This window comes from Roseovarius halophilus (ex Wu et al. 2025), from assembly GCF_047086965.1.
Genome location: NZ_JBKOTX010000007.1, coordinates 29,876 through 47,343, shown reverse-complemented (window position 1 = coordinate 47,343; position 17,468 = coordinate 29,876). Strand labels below are relative to the sequence as shown.

At 61.0% G+C, this 17,468-nt stretch carries 17 protein-coding genes; 8 read left to right on the top strand and 9 right to left on the bottom strand.

Features of this window, described 5'->3' with window-relative positions:
• The first annotated feature begins 50 nt into the window (after nucleotides 1-50).
• Nucleotides 51-2,708, top strand: coding sequence for a DNA mismatch repair protein MutS (mutS, locus tag ACH107_RS02535; RefSeq protein WP_412504518.1), 2,658 nt, complete (start codon nucleotides 51-53; stop codon nucleotides 2,706-2,708).
• Here mutS and ACH107_RS02530 read toward each other — a convergent pair.
• Both ACH107_RS02530 and hrcA read right to left on the bottom strand, forming a co-directional pair.
• Nucleotides 2,674-3,207 (bottom strand): nucleotide exchange factor GrpE, encoded by a 534-nt coding sequence (locus tag ACH107_RS02530; RefSeq protein WP_405049835.1) that lies wholly within the window; start codon nucleotides 3,205-3,207, stop codon nucleotides 2,674-2,676. The two genes, mutS and ACH107_RS02530, sit on opposite strands and share 35 nt — an antisense overlap.
• 52 nt (nucleotides 3,208-3,259) lie before the next feature.
• A complete protein-coding gene (gene hrcA, locus ACH107_RS02525; RefSeq protein WP_310690895.1) occupies nucleotides 3,260-4,321 on the bottom strand; it encodes a heat-inducible transcriptional repressor HrcA in 1,062 nt (353 codons plus the stop codon).
• A 118-nt stretch (nucleotides 4,322-4,439) separates the two neighbouring features.
• Between hrcA and rph the strand changes: the two genes are divergently transcribed.
• From rph to hemW, 3 genes are read left to right on the top strand one after another with little or no spacing between them, the layout of a single operon-like run.
• Complete coding sequence (gene rph / locus ACH107_RS02520) at nucleotides 4,440-5,150, top strand: ribonuclease PH (protein ID WP_310690911.1); 711 nt, start codon at nucleotides 4,440-4,442, stop codon at nucleotides 5,148-5,150.
• Complete coding sequence (gene rdgB / locus ACH107_RS02515; RefSeq protein WP_412504517.1) at nucleotides 5,147-5,758, top strand: RdgB/HAM1 family non-canonical purine NTP pyrophosphatase; 612 nt, start codon at nucleotides 5,147-5,149, stop codon at nucleotides 5,756-5,758. The genes rph and rdgB overlap by 4 nt, the downstream gene beginning before the upstream one ends.
• Nucleotides 5,727-6,881, top strand: coding sequence for a radical SAM family heme chaperone HemW (hemW, locus tag ACH107_RS02510; protein ID WP_412504516.1), 1,155 nt, complete (start codon nucleotides 5,727-5,729; stop codon nucleotides 6,879-6,881). Before rdgB ends, hemW begins: the two co-directional genes overlap by 32 nt.
• On the opposite strand, the gene ACH107_RS02505 is transcribed toward hemW, so the two are convergent.
• The 6 genes from ACH107_RS02505 to rho are packed head-to-tail and all read right to left on the bottom strand — an operon-like array spanning nucleotide 6,878 to nucleotide 13,648.
• Nucleotides 6,878-7,768, bottom strand: a complete 891-nt coding sequence (locus tag ACH107_RS02505) for a ParB/RepB/Spo0J family partition protein (protein ID WP_310690893.1) — start codon at nucleotides 7,766-7,768, stop codon at nucleotides 6,878-6,880. The genes hemW and ACH107_RS02505 overlap by 4 nt on opposite strands.
• Complete coding sequence (locus ACH107_RS02500; RefSeq protein WP_412504515.1) at nucleotides 7,765-8,577, bottom strand: ParA family protein; 813 nt, start codon at nucleotides 8,575-8,577, stop codon at nucleotides 7,765-7,767. The genes ACH107_RS02505 and ACH107_RS02500 overlap by 4 nt, the downstream gene beginning before the upstream one ends.
• Entirely contained in the window at nucleotides 8,561-9,184 is a 624-nt protein-coding gene (rsmG, locus tag ACH107_RS02495; protein WP_412504514.1) for a 16S rRNA (guanine(527)-N(7))-methyltransferase RsmG, read from the bottom strand. The genes ACH107_RS02500 and rsmG overlap by 17 nt, the downstream gene beginning before the upstream one ends.
• The gene (gene mnmG, locus ACH107_RS02490; RefSeq protein ID WP_412504513.1) at nucleotides 9,181-11,064 is read right to left on the bottom strand and encodes a tRNA uridine-5-carboxymethylaminomethyl(34) synthesis enzyme MnmG; all 1,884 of its coding nucleotides are present in this window, start codon (nucleotides 11,062-11,064) and stop codon (nucleotides 9,181-9,183) included. Before mnmG ends, rsmG begins: the two co-directional genes overlap by 4 nt.
• A gap of 3 nt (nucleotides 11,065-11,067) precedes the next feature.
• Nucleotides 11,068-12,354 carry a tRNA uridine-5-carboxymethylaminomethyl(34) synthesis GTPase MnmE gene (gene mnmE, locus ACH107_RS02485; protein WP_412504512.1) on the bottom strand — a complete coding sequence of 429 codons (1,287 nt, stop codon included), beginning with the start codon at nucleotides 12,352-12,354 and terminating at the stop codon, nucleotides 11,068-11,070.
• A gap of 19 nt (nucleotides 12,355-12,373) precedes the next feature.
• Complete coding sequence (gene rho / locus ACH107_RS02480; protein ID WP_310690888.1) at nucleotides 12,374-13,648, bottom strand: transcription termination factor Rho; 1,275 nt, start codon at nucleotides 13,646-13,648, stop codon at nucleotides 12,374-12,376.
• 515 nt (nucleotides 13,649-14,163) lie between these two features.
• Between rho and ACH107_RS02475 the strand changes: the two genes are divergently transcribed.
• The 4 genes from ACH107_RS02475 to dnaQ are packed head-to-tail and all read left to right on the top strand — an operon-like array spanning nucleotide 14,164 to nucleotide 16,904.
• Nucleotides 14,164-14,763, top strand: coding sequence for a Maf family protein (locus tag ACH107_RS02475; RefSeq protein ID WP_412504511.1), 600 nt, complete (start codon nucleotides 14,164-14,166; stop codon nucleotides 14,761-14,763).
• On the top strand, nucleotides 14,760-15,593 hold the full coding sequence (locus ACH107_RS02470; protein WP_412504510.1) for a shikimate dehydrogenase: 834 nt from the start codon (nucleotides 14,760-14,762) through the stop codon (nucleotides 15,591-15,593). The genes ACH107_RS02475 and ACH107_RS02470 overlap by 4 nt, the downstream gene beginning before the upstream one ends.
• Nucleotides 15,590-16,180: a dephospho-CoA kinase gene (coaE, locus tag ACH107_RS02465; protein WP_412504509.1), complete on the top strand. Its 591-nt coding sequence runs from the start codon at nucleotides 15,590-15,592 to the stop codon at nucleotides 16,178-16,180. Before ACH107_RS02470 ends, coaE begins: the two co-directional genes overlap by 4 nt.
• Nucleotides 16,173-16,904: a DNA polymerase III subunit epsilon gene (gene dnaQ, locus ACH107_RS02460; protein WP_412504508.1), complete on the top strand. Its 732-nt coding sequence runs from the start codon at nucleotides 16,173-16,175 to the stop codon at nucleotides 16,902-16,904. Before coaE ends, dnaQ begins: the two co-directional genes overlap by 8 nt.
• 3 nt (nucleotides 16,905-16,907) lie before the next feature.
• Here dnaQ and secB read toward each other — a convergent pair whose 3' ends face one another.
• A complete protein-coding gene (secB, locus tag ACH107_RS02455; protein WP_310690883.1) occupies nucleotides 16,908-17,411 on the bottom strand; it encodes a protein-export chaperone SecB in 504 nt (167 codons plus the stop codon).
• Nucleotides 17,412-17,468: the final 57 nt, after the last annotated feature.

The following is a 17,468-nucleotide window of genomic DNA, read 5'->3' as shown; positions in this document are numbered from 1 at the left end:
TCGTCCGGATGCGCTGGTTAGTTTCAGAACACACGCAGCCGGGGGAACGAATGAGCGGCACATCGGCGGCTGTCACACCGATGATGGCACAATACCTTGAGATCAAGCAGGGCCATCCCGATGCCCTGTTGTTCTACAGGATGGGCGACTTCTACGAGCTGTTTTTCGACGATGCCGCGGCCGCGGCCGAGGCCCTGGACATCGCCCTGACCAAGCGCGGCAAGCACCTTGGCGAGGATATCGCCATGTGTGGCGTGCCCGTGCATTCCGCCGAGAATTATCTTCTGACCCTCATTCGCAAGGGGTTTCGCGTCGCGGTTTGCGAACAGATGGAGGACCCCGCCGAGGCCAAGAAGCGCGGCTCCAAGGCCGTGGTCAAACGCGAGGTCGTGCGGCTGGTCACCCCCGGCACCCTGACGGAAGAGAGCCTGCTCGACGCCCGGCGCCACAACTATCTTGCCGCCCTGGCCGAGGTGCGCGGGCAGGTGGCCCTTGCCTGGGCCGATATCTCGACGGGCAGCCTTTCGGTGATGACCTGCGCGCCGGTCGCATTGGGCCCGGAACTGGCCCGGCTGGCCCCGCGCGAGGTGCTGGTTTCTGAAAGCAAGGAACAGGACTTCGGCGCCCTGATAGAGGACGGCGGCGCGGCGCTGACCGTCTTGGGGAATGCAGCCTTTGACAGCACGAACGGCGTTTCGCGCCTGTGCAGGCTCTATTCTGTGGACTCCCTGGATGGGTTCGGACATTTCGAACGGCACGAGATCGCCGCATTGGCGGCCGTGGTCGAATACCTCGAGATCACGCAAAAGGGCCAGCTTCCGCTGCTGCGTCCGCCGGTAAAAGAACACCGGAATGCGGCCATGCAGATCGACGCGGCCACGCGGCGATCACTGGAGCTTACAACATCCATGTCCGGGGGGCGCGCAGGGTCGCTTTTGGGTGCAATCGACCGAACCGTGACAGCAGGCGGTGCCCGGCTGCTGGAACGGCGGATTTCGGCACCGTCGCGGTCGTTGGAAACCGTGCAATCCCGGCTGGACAGTGTCGAATGGGCGCTTGGGCAGGCCGGTCTGACCGAGAAACTGCGCGATACCCTCAGATCGGTTCACGATCTGGATCGGGCGCTATCGCGGCTGGCGCTGGATCGGGGCGGCCCGCGCGACATGGCTGCACTGCGCAGCTCCATCGGCGCGGCGCAGGACATTCACCGCTTGCTGCCTGACGACATGCCCGACCTGCTTGCCTCGGCCCGGAGCGATCTTGTCGGACTGGAAGAGATAGGCGCGCTGCTCGATTCCGCGCTTGTCGCCGATCCGCCGCTGCTGACGCGCGACGGGGGATTCATCGCGGCCGGGTATGACAGTGAACTGGACGAATTCCGCAAACTGCGCGACGAAGGACGCTCGGTCATCGCCGCGTTGCAATCGGATTACGCCGAAAAGACGGGCGTGGCGGCCCTGAAGATCAAGCACAACAACGTGCTGGGATATTTTATCGAGACCACGGCGACCCACGCCGAGAAGATGATGAAGCCGCCCCTGTCGGAAACCTTCATCCACCGCCAGACGACGGCCAACCAGGTGCGGTTCACGACGCTGGAACTCAGCGAACTCGAAACCCGGATCCTGAATGCCGGGGGCCGGGTCCTGGAAATCGAAAAAAGGCTCTATTCAGGCCTGAAGCAGCAAATCCTTGACCATTCGGCGCATCTTTCAACACTCGCTCGGGCGCTGGCCGAGCTTGACGTGATCTTTGCGCTGGCCCGGCTGGCCCGTGAAGAGGGCTGGACCCGCCCGCAAGTCGACGACAGCCGAAGCTTTGACATTTCGGGGGGGCGGCATCCGGTTGTCGAGGCCGCCCTCAAACGGGACGGCACGCCCTTCGTCGCCAATGATTGCGGCCTCACCGATCAGTCCATATGGCTTCTGACCGGGCCCAACATGGCCGGCAAATCGACCTTCCTGAGACAGAATGCGCTGATCGCAGCGCTGGCCCAGACCGGATCGTTCGTTCCGGCGAAGTCGGCGCATATCGGCTTGGTTAGCCAGGTCTTCAGCAGGGTCGGCGCCTCGGACGACCTGGCACGGGGCCGATCGACCTTCATGGTCGAGATGGTCGAGACGGCGGCGATCCTGAATCAGGCCGACGACCGGGCGCTGGTGATCCTGGACGAGATCGGGCGCGGTACCTCGACCTATGACGGGCTGTCCATCGCCTGGGCGACGCTGGAACACCTGCATGAGGTGAACCGGAGCCGCTGCCTTTTTGCAACGCATTACCACGAGCTGACGGCCCTGTCAGGCCGGCTGGACGGGGTCGAGAACGCCACGATCCGCGTCCGCGAGTGGGAGGGTGAGGTGATATTCCTGCACGAGGTCATGCGCGGCACGGCCGAAGGCAGCTACGGTGTGCAGGTCGCGCGGCTGGCCGGCCTGCCCCCTGCTGTGGTGGAGCGCGCCAAGATCGTCCTCGACATGCTGGAAAAGGGCGATCGAGAGACCGGTCGCGGGCCGGACACGCTGATTGACGACCTGCCTTTGTTTTCGGCGACGCCGAAAAGCCCTGCGCCCAAAGCATCAGGCGACTCCGAGGTGGAACAGCGTCTGAAAGACGTGCTTCCCGATACGCTCACGCCTCGGGATGCACTTGATCTTGTCTACGAACTCAAGGCGCTCACGTCTCCGGCGTCGCCTGAGGGGTCGAGCTGACACCAACCTGCGCAGGGCGCAGGAGGCGGTCGTGCAACATGAAGCCGGTCGCGGACACCTGGATGATGTCACCTGAACTGGTGTTGGGAACCGGGGCTTCGAACATGGCCTCGTGGGATTGCGGGTCGAACTTGTCGCCCAGCTCGGGCCGGATGGGCGTGATCCCGTGCTTTTCGAAAACCTTGAGCAGCTCGCGCATGGTCAACTCGACACCCTCCAGAAGGGCCTTGTCGAACTCGCTGGCCTCTTCGCCATCCTGACGCAGCGCCCGTTCGAGGTTGTCGTAGATCGGCAGCAGATCCCGTGCGAGGCGCGAGCCACCGTAGGTCTCGGCCTCGCGCCGGTCGCGATCAGCCCGCTTGCGGGTGTTCTCGGCATCGGCGAGCGCCCGGGCGTAAGCATCCTTCAAGTCAGCGTTCTCGGCGCGCAGGGCCTCAATCTCGTCACCCTCGGCGGCCAGGTCATCCAGCGACATCGGCTCTTCGGCCGTGTCCTCCATAGGCTCTTCAGGGATCTGCTCGTCTTGTTTCGCTTTGCTCATGCTCGCCTTCCTATCCGCGTTTCGAGATCAGTTTCCCGACCAACTGCGCGGTGTAATCCACAACTGGCACGATCCGCCCGTAGTTCAGGCGGGTCGGGCCGATGACGCCAACGGCGCCAACGATCTTTCGGTCCGCGTTCATATATGGAGAGACGACCAAAGATGAACCCGAAAGTGAAAAAAGCTTGTTCTCCGAGCCGATAAAAATCCGCACACCATCACCGGTTTCCGCCAGATCAAGGAAATCGACGATGTCCTGCTTGCGCTCCAGATCATCAAAGAGCGACCGGATGCGATCCAGGTCGGTTTCGTCCTGGTCCGCGATCAGGTTGCCGCGCCCGCGCACGATCAGCCGTTCGGATGATTCGCCCGGGTTTTCCCAGATCGCGGCACCGTTCTCGACCAGTTCGCGTGCGAGGGTGTCGATCTCCTGTCGCCGCGCGTCGATCTCTCGCGCAATGGCGGTGCTCAGCTCGGCCAGTGTGCGGCCTTCGGCGATGGCGTTGATGAAATTCGCCGCCTCCCGCATGGAAGAGGGGGTTTGGCCCGGCGGCGGAGTAAAAACCCGGTTCTCGACATGGCCATCGGCATAAACGAGCACGACAAGCGCCCGGTCGGGGCCCAGATTCACAAAGTCGATATGCTTGATCGGGGCCTCGTGCTTGGGGGTCAGGACAAGACTGGCACCATGGGTGACACCGGAGAGCGCCGATCCGATCCTGTCCAGCGCGGTGCTGACATCCTGGTCGTTCCCGCCAAGGGTCTGGTCAATGCGGGCCCGGTCCTCGCCGTCGAGGTCGCCAACCTCGAGCAATCCATCCACGAACATGCGCAGGCCAAGCTGCGTCGGAACCCGTCCGGCGCTGATGTGGGGGCTGTCGAGCAGGCCGAGATATTCGAGGTCCTGCATCACGTTGCGAATGGTCGCCGCACTGACCTTTTCAGCGAGGGCACGGGTCAGCGTTCGGGACCCCACCGGAGCACCCGTATCGAGGTAGCCCTCGACCACGCGGCGGAAAACCTCGCGCGAGCGGTCGTTGAGTTCCGATATGGAGGGTGTCTGCTCAGTCATGCCTGCGATCCGGGTTCGATCGGACACATTAAATACCGCACCATCCAAAGGTCAATCGGGGTTGGAATTGCAGGGCAGGGCGCGTATCCCCGCGCCGAAGCGGATGAAGGATGAAACCATGCGACCCTCTGGACGGACCCTGGACGAGATGCGGCCGATTTCAATTGAAACCGGTGTCACGAAACACGCAGAGGGATCCTGCCTGATCCGGGTCGGGGATACGCATGTCCTGTGCACGGCCTCGATCGAGGAGCGGGTGCCACCCTTCATCAAGGGCTCGGGGCTGGGCTGGGTCACGGCGGAATACGGCATGTTGCCCCGCTCCACCGGCAGCCGGATGCGGCGCGAGGCCACGGCTGGCAAGCAGGGCGGGCGCACCGTGGAAATCCAGCGGCTGATCGGGCGGAGCCTGCGCGCCGGAACAGACCGCGTCGCACTGGGTGAGCGACAGATCACGGTCGACTGCGATGTGATCCAGGCCGATGGCGGCACCCGGTGTGCCGCGATTACCGGCGGTTGGGTTGCCCTGAAGCTGGCAGTTCAGAAACTGATCAAGGCAGGCGATCTTGCCCATGATCCGCTGGAACGCCCCGTCGGCGCTGTCAGCTGCGGGATCTATGCAGGCCAGGCCGTGTTGGACCTGGACTATCCCGAGGACAGCGAAGCCGGCGTCGACGGTAACTTCGTGATGACCGGGGACCAGATGATCGAGGTGCAGATGTCCGCCGAAGGCGCCACCTTCTCGCGCGGGCAGATGGATGACCTGATGGAATTGGCGCAGAAGGGCGTCGCCGAGCTGGGCCGGCTGCAGACGGAGGCCCTGGGGTGAGGCGAAAGTTCGAGGGCCGTGCGCTTCTGGTTGCGACCCATAACCACGGAAAATTGGAGGAAATCACCGATCTCCTTGGACCGTTCGGGGTTTCGATCAGTTCGAACGCAGACCATGACCTGCCCGAGCCGGACGAGACCGAGACGACATTTGTCGGCAATGCCCGGATAAAGGCGCATGCCGGCGCCCGCGCGACGGGGCTTCCCACGCTGGCGGATGACAGCGGCATCACGGTCGACGGCCTGGATGGTGCACCGGGGGTGCATACCGCGGACTGGGCCGAAGGGCCTGGCGGGCGCGATTTCATCAAGGCCATGACCCGGACCTGGGAAGAATTGTCGGCGCGCAATGTGCCCGCGCCGCGCTTGGCACAGTTTCGCTGCACACTGGTGCTTGCCTGGCCGGACGGGCACGACGAGATTTTCGAAGGCATCATGCCCGGCCGGATCGTCTGGCCGATGCGCGGAGAGCAGGGGCATGGCTATGACCCGATCTTTCAACCGGATGGCTATGACGTGACCTTTGGCGAGATGGATCGCTGGGAGAAAAACCGGATCAGCCATCGCGCGAGGGCCTTTGAAAAGCTGGTCGAGGGCTGCTTTGCCTGATCCGGGTTTCGGGCTCTATATTCACTGGCCCTTTTGCCAGGCGAAATGTCCCTATTGCGACTTCAACTCGCATGTCTGGGGCGTGATCGACCAGGATGACTGGACAGAAGCCTATCTGAGAGAGCTTGACCGCATCGCGGCTGAAACGGGTGATCGGGTGCTCGGGTCGGTCTTCTTTGGCGGCGGGACACCCAGCCTGATGGAAGGCCGAACAGTCGAGCGCATCCTCGACCGGGTGCAACGGAACTGGCGTTTCGAGAACGAGGTCGAAATCACGTTGGAAGCAAACCCGACATCTGTGGAGGCCGGACGTTTTGCGGCTTATCGCCAGGCTGGCGTGAATCGGGTGTCGCTCGGGCTGCAGGCGCTGAAGGATGATGACCTGAGGCGGCTGGGGCGTTTGCATACGGCACGGGATGGACTGCAGGCGCTTGACGTCGCCCGCGGGGTCTTTGATCGGGTGAACTTCGACCTGATCTATGCGCGGCAGGATCAGTCGGTGGCGGCATGGGCCGGCGAACTGGCACAGGCGCTGGCCTATGAGCCGGCGCATTTGTCCCTCTACCAGTTGACCATCGAGGACGGCACCGCCTTCGGTGACCGGTTTGCCCGTGGCAAGCTGCCCGGTTTGCCGAACGAAGACCAAGGCACCGCCCTCTGGGAGGTCACCCAGACCAAGACGGAACGGGCGGGGCTGCCGGCCTATGAGGTATCGAACCATGCCAAGCCCGGCCAGGAAAGCCGGCACAACCTGATTTACTGGCAGGGCGGCGATTATGCCGGGATCGGTCCGGGTGCGCACGGGCGATTGACGTTTGACGGTCGGCGTTATGCAACGGAAACCGACAAGGACCCACGCACCTGGCTGGACGCGACGAAAGACGGATCGAGCGAGCAGCGCAGCGTATTATCAGAGGACGAGGTTTTGCAGGAAAAGCTCCTGATGGGGCTGCGCGTGACCGACGGGGTCGTGTTGGACTTCGGCGAGAAGAAAAAATTAAGTAATAATATCAAATACTTGGCAGAAATCGGATTGGTCGACATGACCGACGGCGCGCTGCATATCACGGCCCGCGGACGGCCGCTCTTGAACGCAGTGCTCGACCGGCTGTTGAACGGTTAATCCCCTGACAGAAGCCGCAGCAGATCATCGAGCTGGCCAAGGTCGCGATAGCGTAGGGTCAGTTTGCCGGACTCTACGCCAGCCTCGTGATCGATGCTGACCCCCATTCCCAAGTGCGCGGCAAGCTCTTTCTCGATGGTCTTCGTATCCGCGTCCTTTTCGGCCAACTTGGGCCCCGGCGACGCGGCTTTCCTGGTCGTGCTGGCCAGTTTCTCAGCTTGCCGAACGGAAAGATCGTTCTTGATGATCTCGCGCGCCAAATCGCCGGCATTTTCCTTGCCGACCAGCGTGCGCGCGTGGCCAGCGGACAACCTGCCGTCAGACATGAGCTGCTGAACGTCCTCGGGCAGGGTCAAGAGGCGTAGCAGGTTGGCGATATGGCTCCGACTTTTTCCAAGCGCGCTGGCAAGCTCTTCCTGGGTGTGATTGAAGCGATCCATCAGCTGACGATATCCGGTCGCCTCATCGACTGCGTTCAGATCCGCCCGCTGGATATTCTCGATGATGGCGAACTGAAGAACCTCGGTATCGGACAAGTCCCGGACAAGCACGGGCAAATCGTGCAGCCCCGCCTTTTGCGCAGCTCGCCAGCGCCGTTCGCCGGCAACGATCTCGAACATGGCGTCATCTGTCGCGCGCACGATCAGGGGCTGAATAACGCCCTTTGAGCGGATCGAATCGGCCAGCTCTGTAAGGGCAGCATCGTTGAAACTCCGCCGGGGCTGGTCGGGATTGGGCCGTATTTTCTCTATGGGGACGGTCCGATCGGGGCGCGTTTCGGTCGCCGATGAGCGATCACCTGCGGTAGCGTCCTGCGCCACGACATCCGACATGAGCGAAGACAGCCCCCGCCCAAGGCCGCGCGTGCGGCTCGTGTTGTCGCTCATACGGCTTTCCTTTCCAGTGTCGGGGTCTCTCGGCCCATGATCTCTGCGGCCAGATTCAGATAAGCTCGGCTGCCGGTCGAATTGGGATCATAATCCATGACGGGCAACGCAAAGGACGGCGATTCGCTGAGGCGCACGTTGCGCGGGATCACTGTTTTAAAGACCAGGTCGTGCAGGTTGTCCCGCGCGTCACTCTCAACCTGCTGACAAAGATTGTTACGGCGGTCATACATGGTGAGGACCACGCCCTCGATCCGCAAGTCCGGGTTTGCGGCCTGCCGCACCTCGCGGACCGTCAGCATCAACTGCGATAGTCCCTCTAGCGCGAAAAACTCGCTTTGAAGCGGGACAATGACCGAATGTGCGGCCACCATTGCGTTGATTGTCAGGATGTTGAGGGAAGGTGGGCAATCGATCAGGATGTAATCGAGGTCCAGCTCGGTGATAACGCGCTGCCGCAGCGCATGTCGCAGAACGAAACTGCGCGTTTCGTTCGACATCAGGTTGATATCCGCAGAGCTCAGATCCGTCGTGGCCGGAATAAGCAGCAGGTTCTCCACTGTTGTCGGGCGCGCAGCATCAACGGGCGGGGCATCCGCAAACAAAAGATCATAGGTCGTCGTCGCGCGATCGTCCATGCCAAGGCCGGTGGATGCATTGCCCTGCGGGTCGAGATCGATCAACAGGACCCGCCGCCCAGACCGTGCGAGACCAGCACCCAGATTGATTGCGGTGGTCGTCTTGCCGACACCGCCTTTCTGGTTGGCGATCGCGATAACCTTCGGGTCGGTCCTACGGCTTAGATCCACGGGTTCTGATCCTTGAAATTCGGAGAATGCGGGCGGTTGTCTTGGTTATACTCGGCAAGACGTCGCACTCAAAGTCCCAAGTCTCGCGAGCGGAGAGAATTTCCCCGTTGTGTGTTTCACCTTTCGGAAAAAGGGCCACGCCCTTGTCCGTGAGAAAGGGGTACGTATAGGATAACAACCGGTCAAGCGGGGCAAGCGCCCGGGCTGAAACGGCATCTGCTGCGTCGACTTTGGCCCCCTCGATCCGCGCATTGATCACATGCGTGTTTAGCCCGAGTTCACGAACTGCGTTGCGCAGGAAGGTGCATTTGCGGATATCGCTTTCGATCAGGGTGACGCGTTGATCGGCTGTGGCGAAAATGGCGATAACAAGACCGGGAAAACCGCCGCCGCTGCCTAGGTCGATCCAATGGGTCCAGTCACGCGGGGCATGACTGACGAGTTGTGCTGAATCGCGAACATGCCGGTCCCAAATGGTGTCGGCGGTCGACGGGGCGATCAAGTTTATGCGTTTCGTCCATTTCCGCGTGAGTTCGGTGAGGCGCTCCAGCTTATCGATTGTTTCACGTGAAACATCGAGCCCTGGTATCGGCAGCGCCCCTTTCAACTTGCCAAATCTCGCGCTAGCGCCTTTCGGATCACCGCGACCAGCAAACTCAAAGCGGCCGGCGTCATTCCCTCGATCCGGCTCGCCTGGCCAATCGTCTCCGGCTGTACCTGCGCCAGCTTTGCCGCCAATTCCCCTGACAGGCCGGACAACGCTTGATAGTCTATGCCAATAGGCAGACGAAGGGCCTCGTCCTTGCGCATCAGATCAACGTCTTTCTTCTGTCGCTCGACATAATGGTGGTAAAGCGCGTCAATCTCGGCCTGGCGGATGGTTTCCGGGTCAGCATCGGACGGGCCACGCGGTGAGAGATGAGAAATCTGCGCAAAACTCGTTCCGCTGATGGACAGTGCGTCAAAAAGGCTCCGCTTCGGTCCATCGGGATTGATCTTCACCCCACAGCCAGACAGGGCCCGCGAACTAACTATAGTGGCGTGCAACTGCGCCTTGAACCGCTCAAGTCGTTCCGCCTTGCCTTCAAACACGCGCCACCGTGTGTCCTTGACGCAGCCAATCTGCCGGCCCACCGGCGTCAGCCTCTGGTCCGCGTTATCGGCCCGCAAGGCGAGGCGAAACTCGGCACGAGATGTGAACATACGATAGGGTTCCGTAACCCCCCGGGTCACCAGGTCGTCAATCATCACTCCGATGTAGGACGTCGCTCTGTCGAAATTGACAGGCCCCTTGTCCAAAATCGCACTCGCGGCGGAAAGCCCTGCAACAAGACCCTGAGCCGCAGCCTCTTCGTAGCCGGTGGTCCCATTGATTTGACCAGCGAGGTAAAGGCCCGGCATGGCGTGCAATTCCAGTTGTCGCGTCAGACACCGCGGATCGACATAGTCGTATTCGATTGCGTATCCGGGCTGGACGATCTCAGCATTCTCCAAGCCGGCCATGGACCTGACGTAAGACTCTTGCACCTCGGCGGGCAGTGAGGTCGAGATCCCGTTGGGATAAACGGTATTGTCGTTCAGTCCCTCAGGTTCAAGAAAGACTTGGTGAGAGTCCTTATCCTCGAACCGGACGATCTTGTCCTCGATTGATGGGCAATACCGTGGGCCGACACCGTCAATGTGGCCCCCGAACATCGCGGACTTGTTCAAATTTGCCCGGATGATGTCATGTGTGTTGCGGTTTGTATGGGTGACCCCGCAAGCGATCTGTCGCGCGAAGGGTTTGTCGTGCAGAAAACTGAAGAGCGTCGGGTCAGAATCAGCCTGCTGACGATCTATCTGACTCCAGTCTAACGTCCGACCGTCGAGACGCGGCGGCGTTCCTGTCTTCAAACGACCAAGCACGAGACCTAGATGATCCAGCCGTTCAGCCAACCGAACAGAGGGCCGGTCACCCATCCGACCTGCGGGTATACGTTTGTCCCCAATATGAATCATTCCCCTCAGGAACGTGCCCGTGGTCAGAACCACAGCCGCCGCGCAGATTTCGCTGCCATCGGCAAGCACGACCCCGGTTACGCACCCGCCTTCAAGTCGTAAATCAACGACTTCACCCTCGAATATATCGAGGTCCACACAGGCGCGTGTCTCGGCCAGCATGGAGTCGCGGTAGAGTTTCCGATCAGCTTGCGTCCGCGGGCCCTGCACAGCAGGCCCTTTCCGCCTATTCAAAAGGCGAAACTGTATGCCCGCATGATCGGCCACACGACCCATGACACCGTCCATGGCATCGATTTCTCGGACAAGATGGCCTTTTCCGAGACCGCCGATTGCCGGGTTGCAGGACATAGCACCAATACCAGTCACCGTGAGCGTGATGAGCGCTGTTCGCGCGCCCATACGCGAGGCACCATGGGCCGCTTCCGAGCCTGCGTGACCGCCACCGATCACAACGACGTCATAATCCGTTTGTTTCACGTGAAACACGCCTCACTTTCCAATGCAAAAGCTGCGGAATATATCATCCAGCACGGCCTCGACATCCACCCGCCCGACAAGCGCATCCAAAGCCCGGATCGCCGCCCGCAGATCCTCGGCAAGAAGATCCACGTTCTCGATATCATCCGAAGCCAAGCGCTCCAAGACCTGACCGATCCGCACACTACCGTCCCGCAGCGCCGTCGCATGACGTGCCCGGGTGGCTGCACCAGCCACGCGCACCCGATCTGCCAATACCGAGGCCACTGTCTGGACCAACGCGTCAACGCCCTCACCCGTAAGGCCTGAAACCGCCGGTCTTTCCGGCGCGCTCTGCTCATCTGCCTTGGACAGGATAACGATATCGTCGGCTGCCTGCGGTTCGGCCACCTCCTCCGGCGACTCCAAAAGATAAATGCGCAAATCGGCAAGGCCGGCACGCTTTCGGCCCACATCGATCCCCATTTGCTCAACGGCATCTTGCGACTCCCGCAACCCAGCAGTGTCGAGAATGGTCACAGGCAGCCCCTTGAGATCCATGCGCACCTCTATCACATCCCGCGTCGTTCCCGCGTGCTCCGACGTGATGGCCGCGTCACGCCCGGCAAGGCGGTTCAGCAAGGTGGATTTTCCCGTGTTCGGCGGACCCACGATCGCAACCTCAAAGCCATCGCGCACCCGCTCGCGGACATCCGCCCCGTCCGCCTCCTGCCGAAGCTCGCCGTGAACGGATGACAAAAGCGATCGAACCTCGGGAAAGACGTTATCGGGCACCTCCTCTTCGGCGAAATCGATCGTGGCCTCCAGAAGGGCTGCCGCTCGGATCAGCCGTGTCCGCCAACCTTCGACTAACGCGCCGAGAGCCCCGTCAAACATCCGAACCGCCTGGCGCCGCTGTTCCTCGGTCTCTGCATCGATCAGGTCCGCCAGGCCTTCGACCTGGGCAAGATCCAGTTGACCCGTTTCCAGCGCGCGCCGGGTGAATTCCCCCCGCTCGGCCTGGCGAAACCCAGCCTCCCCCAATAGCGCAAGAAGGCGCGCAACGATAACCCTCGACCCGTGCGTGTGGAATTCCACAACACGATCGCCGGTAAAACTGTGACCTTGCGCAAACGACAAGAGCAGGGCAATGTCGACCAGCGCCCCGTCGTCATCCCGCAACCGTGCAACCTTACGATCTATGGGTGCAAGGCGCACACCGAAAAGCCCGGCGGCCTCCAGCGCACGTGGCCCGGAGACCCGGATGATGGATACCCCGGCCTTGCCCGCAGCCGTCGCCTGGGCAAAAATCGTGTCCATCCCGACGCTCCCGATCCTCTCAGGTGTTCATGGATTCGAAGAAGTCGGCATTCGTCTTGGTCTGCTTCAGCTTCGAGATCAGGAACTCGATCGCGTCGGTCGTTCCCATTGGATTGAGAATCCGGCGCAGAACAAAAGTCTTCTGCAGATCAGCCTTTTCGATCAGCAGGTCTTCTTTCCGGGTGCCCGATTTCAGAATGTCCATCGCCGGGAAAACCCGTTTATCCGCAATTTTCCGATCCAGCACGATCTCGCTGTTGCCGGTGCCCTTGAACTCTTCAAAGATCACCTCGTCCATACGGCTGCCGGTATCGATCAGCGCCGTCGAAATGATGGTCAGGGAACCGCCTTCTTCGATGTTACGTGCCGCACCAAAGAATCGCTTTGGTCGTTGCAAGGCATTGGCATCCACACCGCCCGTCAGCACCTTGCCGGAACTCGGAACGGTGGTGTTGTAGGCACGGCCCAGGCGCGTGATCGAGTCGAGCAGGATAACGACGTCACGCTTATGCTCGACCAGCCGCTTCGCCTTTTCGATCACCATTTCGGAGACCGCAACGTGACGCGTGGCTGGCTCGTCGAAGGTCGATGAAATAACCTCGCCCTTCACAGAGCGCTGCATGTCGGTCACTTCCTCTGGGCGCTCGTCGATCAGAAGAACGATCAGATAGCATTCCGGGTGATTGACTTCGATCGAATTGGCGATGTTCTGCAACAGAACCGTCTTGCCGGTCCGGGGCGGTGCCACGATCAACGATCTCTGGCCCTTGCCGATCGGCGCAACCAGATCGATGATCCGGGCCGAGCGGTCCTTGGCAGTCGGATCGTTCTCGATCTCCATCTTCAGCCGCTCGTCGGGGTAAAGCGGCGTCAGGTTATCGAAGGCGACCTTGTGCCTGGCTTGATCCGGATCTGAAAAGTTGATGGTTTCGACGGTTATCAGTCCGAAATAGCGCTCATTATCATTGGGTTCCTTTATGACGCCGTCCACCGTGTCGCCCGTCCGCAAGGAAAATCTCTTGATCATTTCCGGGCTGACATAAATGTCATCCGGGCCCGGCAGGTAGTTTGCCTCGGGCGATCGCAGGAAGCCGAACCCGTCCTGTAGCACTTCCAGCACGCCATCGCCGCCGATGATCCACCCGTCGTCCGCTCGCTCGCGCAGGATCGAGAACATCATCTCGCCCTTGCGCATGGTCGAGGCATTCTCGATCTCAAGCTCTTCGGCCATCGACAGCAGGTCTTTCGGACTCTGGGCCTTTAGCTCGGACAGATTCAAACGTTGTTCGGACAAGGCATGGTCTCCTGCGGACGGGGGTCGTCGCGGTCATTTCAAAGGGGAACTTTTACTCCGGACGGAGCACGATCCGCTTAGGCCGATCTACCGTAACTGTCAAGCTTCCATGCAGGTTGGACCTCGATGGTCTGTCCTACCTTCACTACATAAAAGGACTTTAAGTATGGTGGTTGTTGAGGTGCCGGGGAAAACTTTGCCAGCGAGTCTTTTCCCGAAGACTATCCACAGATTATAATCGACGACGGAGTCAGCGCAGTTGTTCAGAAAATACAACAAGACATTGATTTTACTTAATAATTATTCTACTCTACGTCAAGGCACCCCATTGCCTTTTTACGGATAGTCATTCTGCTGGCATCTTGTACACAACACGGATTCGTCCTTGTCCCGCGTGGACAAATCGGCACAACTCGCGGACAAGGTGCGGGCTGTCCACGATTGGTCTCAAACCAGGCCGTTAACCGTCGATTCCTCCTGCGGTTCCGCACCGAGAAACACACCGGGATATCCACATGACCGAAGATCTCATTCTGGCATCAGCGTCACAAATCCGGTCTCGTCTGCTTGGGGCAGCCGCGGTGCCGCACGAATCGATTCCCGCCCGTATCGATGAAGATTCCCTTCGGGCTTCGATGATCCAGGAGGATGCCAAGGCACGTGACATCGCCGACGCTCTGGCTGAGATGAAGGCACGCAAGATTTCGCAAAAATACCCCGAGGCGCTGGTTCTGGGATGCGATCAAGTGCTGGCTCATGACAACGCGCTCCTGTCGAAACCTGAAACCCCCCAAGAGGCCCGTACCCAGCTTGCCGCCCTGCGCGGCACCACGCATCAGCTTCTTTCGGCCGCGGTTCTCTATCAAGATGCGGAGCCGCTCTGGCGCCACATTGGCGTGGCACGCCTGACCATGCGGTCCTTCTCGGACGCTTATCTCGACGACTATATCACTCGCAACTGGGACAGCATCCGGTGGTCCGTTGGCGGCTACAAGATCGAGGAAGAGGGGATCAGGCTTTTCAGCAACATCGCCGGCAATCATTTCACGGTGCAGGGGCTGCCCCTGATCGAACTGTTGTCATATCTAACGCTTCGCGGAACATTGCCGACATGACTGACACTCATATTCCCTTGGCCGGGGTCCTGGGCAGCCCTGTTGCACATTCGAGGTCGCCGCGTCTTTTCGGGCATTGGCTGACACGATACGGGCTGGCTGGATATTATATGCCGATCCGGGTCTCGGATCGGGACCTGGAGCATGTCGTGCGGACTCTTCCCGTCATGGGTTTTGCCGGGGTCAATGTCACCATCCCCCACAAGGAGGCGGTTCTCGCGATCGCGGACGAAGTGACTGATCGTGCCGCCTTGATCGGGGCCGCCAATACCATCATATTTCGCCGGGATGGAAAGATTCATGCTGATAATACAGATGGTTACGGGTTCATTGCTAACCTGCGGCAGATGGCACCCGACTGGATTCCCGAAAGTGGGCCGGCCGCGGTGCTCGGCGCCGGTGGGGCAGCGCGGGCTGTCCTGATGTCGCTTATCGAGGCCGGAGTGCCAGAGATATTTCTCAGCAACCGCACCCGTCTCCGGGCGGAAGCGTTGCGTTCCGATTTCGGCTCCCGGATTACCGTGGTCGATTGGGTGCAGGCCGGGAACATGCTCGAAGACGCAACCACGGTGGTGAACACAACCTCGCTGGGGATGACCGGACAACCCGAACTGCGCGTGCCGCTTGACGGGTTGCACCGCGGTGCGGTCGTGACGGACCTGGTGTATGCCCCGTTGCAAACCCGCCTTTTGCGCGAGGCGGCAGAGTTGGGGTGCACCACCGTTGACGGGCTTGGGATGCTGCTGCACCAGGCCGTCCCCGGCTTCGAGCGGTGGTTCGGTCTTCGCCCCGATGTCGACGCGCAAACGCGCGCCGCCGTTCTGGAATGACCTGCCGAATCGGGCTCACAGGCTCCATCGGCATGGGCAAGACCACCACGGCCCGGATGTTCGCCGATGAGGATGTGCCGGTCTGGGATGCAGATGCCGCCGTGCATCGGCTCTATTCAAAAGGCGGCGCAGCCGTGCCCGAGGTGGAAAGGGCCTTTCCGGGGGCGGTCGTAGACGGCGCGGTCTCGCGGCACCGTCTCAAGGCAATGCTCACGGACAAACCCGACGCCTATGACAGGCTCGAATCCATCGTTCATCCGCTTGTCGCACAGGACCGGCAAGCCTTTCTGGACCGTCACGCCGACACACCCTTTGTCGTGTTTGACATCCCGCTTTTGTTTGAAACTGGCGCAGACGCCTGGCTGGACGTCACCGTCTGCGTCTCGGCGCCCCTCGCGGTGCAAAAGGAACGTGTCCTGTCCCGCCCCGGCGTGACCGAAGAGCAGTTCCAGTCCCTGGTGTCGCGCCAGTTGCCTGACGCCGAGAAACGGGCCCGGGCTGATCACGTGATCGAAACCCTGACACTTGACGGCACCCGCGCAGCTGTCAGATCTTTGCTTGAAAAATTGCGGGGCAAACATGCGTGAAATCGTTCTGGATACCGAAACGACCGGGTTCGAGCCGGCCCAAGGTGACCGCCTGGTCGAGATCGGCGCGGTCGAGCTTTTCAATCACATGCCGACGGGCCGGACCTACCACCAATATATCAACCCCCAAAGGGACATGCCGCACTCCGCCTTCGAGGTGCATGGCATCGGTCCGGACCTGCTCGACCCGCCGCGCGCTGCGACCGCGGGCGAGATCACGTTGCAGGACAAGCCGCTGTTCGGTGCCGTCGGGCAGGCGTTCCTCGAATTCATCGCAGACGCCAAGCTCATCATACACAACGCTGCTTTCGACATGAAGTTCCTCAACGCCGAACTCGGCCGGGCGGGCTTTGGCCAGATTCCCTGGGAGCAGGCCATCGATACGCTCGACATGGCCCGGCGCAGGTATCCCGGTTCGCCTGCCTCTCTTGATGCGCTCTGCCGTCGCTTCAGCATCGACAACACGGCGCGCAGCCTGCACGGCGCGCTTCTGGACAGTGAAATCCTGGCCGAGGTTTATCTTGAACTGATCGGCGGGCGCCAACCGGGCCTTGTTCTGGCCTCGGATCGCCAAGATCGCACCGTCGTGTCAGACGACGACTGGCGTCCCGGGCCACGACCTGCGGGTTTGCAGTCTCGGGTGTCGGAAAAGGAAAAGGACGCCCACGCCGCGTTCGTCGAGACGCTTGGCGCGGACGCCCTTTGGAAAACGCTTGATGCCTGAGCGTCAGGCGTCGGTCTGTTGCTGCTGGCGCTGGGCGACCTGTTGGCGATAAAGCGCGAGGAAATCGATCTGTTCCAAGTTCAGCGGCGGAAAGCCGCCGTCGCGTGTCACGTCACTGACGATCCGGCGCACGAAGGGGAAGGTCTGGCGTGGGCACTCGATCAGAAGGAAGGGATGCAGCTGGTCGTCCGGCACGCCCTCGACCTGGAAGATGCCGGCATATTCCAGTTCCAGAAGGAACAGTGTCTTGTCGGTGCCCTGGTTGGTCGAGGTCACCTTCATCTTGGTGATCACTTCATACTGGTTTTCGGTGCCGCGCTTGCGGCCGTCGAGGCTGACCTCGACCTTAATCTCGGGCTTGACCTCGCCATCGACACCATTCTGGGCCATGACGTTTTCGAACGAGATGTCACGGGTATACTGCGCAAGGATCTTGTTCTTGATCTGGGGCGTTTGCTGTTGGTCGGCGGCGGACCCGTCCGCGGCACCGTTTTCGTTCTCGGCCATCTGGGCTCTCCTGGTTCATGCGGTTGCAGGTGTCGTAGCAGCCGTTCGCAGGGGCCT

Bases quoted from the DNA above. Each gene is read 5' to 3' on its own strand.
- mutS (WP_412504518.1), top strand. From the start codon at position 51: ATGAGCGGCACATCGGCGGCTGTCACACCGATGATGGCACAATACCTT.
- ACH107_RS02530 (WP_405049835.1), bottom strand. From the start codon at position 3,207: ATGGAGGACACGGCCGAAGAGCCGATGTCGCTGGATGACCTGGCCGCC.
- hrcA (WP_310690895.1), bottom strand. From the start codon at position 4,321: ATGACTGAGCAGACACCCTCCATATCGGAACTCAACGACCGCTCGCGC.
- rph (WP_310690911.1), top strand. From the start codon at position 4,440: ATGCGACCCTCTGGACGGACCCTGGACGAGATGCGGCCGATTTCAATT.
- ACH107_RS02505 (WP_310690893.1), bottom strand. From the start codon at position 7,768: ATGAGCGACAACACGAGCCGCACGCGCGGCCTTGGGCGGGGGCTGTCT.
- mnmE (WP_412504512.1), bottom strand. From the start codon at position 12,354: ATGGACACGATTTTTGCCCAGGCGACGGCTGCGGGCAAGGCCGGGGTA.
- ACH107_RS02475 (WP_412504511.1), top strand. From the start codon at position 14,164: ATGACCGAAGATCTCATTCTGGCATCAGCGTCACAAATCCGGTCTCGT.
- ACH107_RS02470 (WP_412504510.1), top strand. From the start codon at position 14,760: ATGACTGACACTCATATTCCCTTGGCCGGGGTCCTGGGCAGCCCTGTT.
- coaE (WP_412504509.1), top strand. From the start codon at position 15,590: ATGACCTGCCGAATCGGGCTCACAGGCTCCATCGGCATGGGCAAGACC.
- dnaQ (WP_412504508.1), top strand. From the start codon at position 16,173: ATGCGTGAAATCGTTCTGGATACCGAAACGACCGGGTTCGAGCCGGCC.
- secB (WP_310690883.1), bottom strand. From the start codon at position 17,411: ATGGCCGAGAACGAAAACGGTGCCGCGGACGGGTCCGCCGCCGACCAA.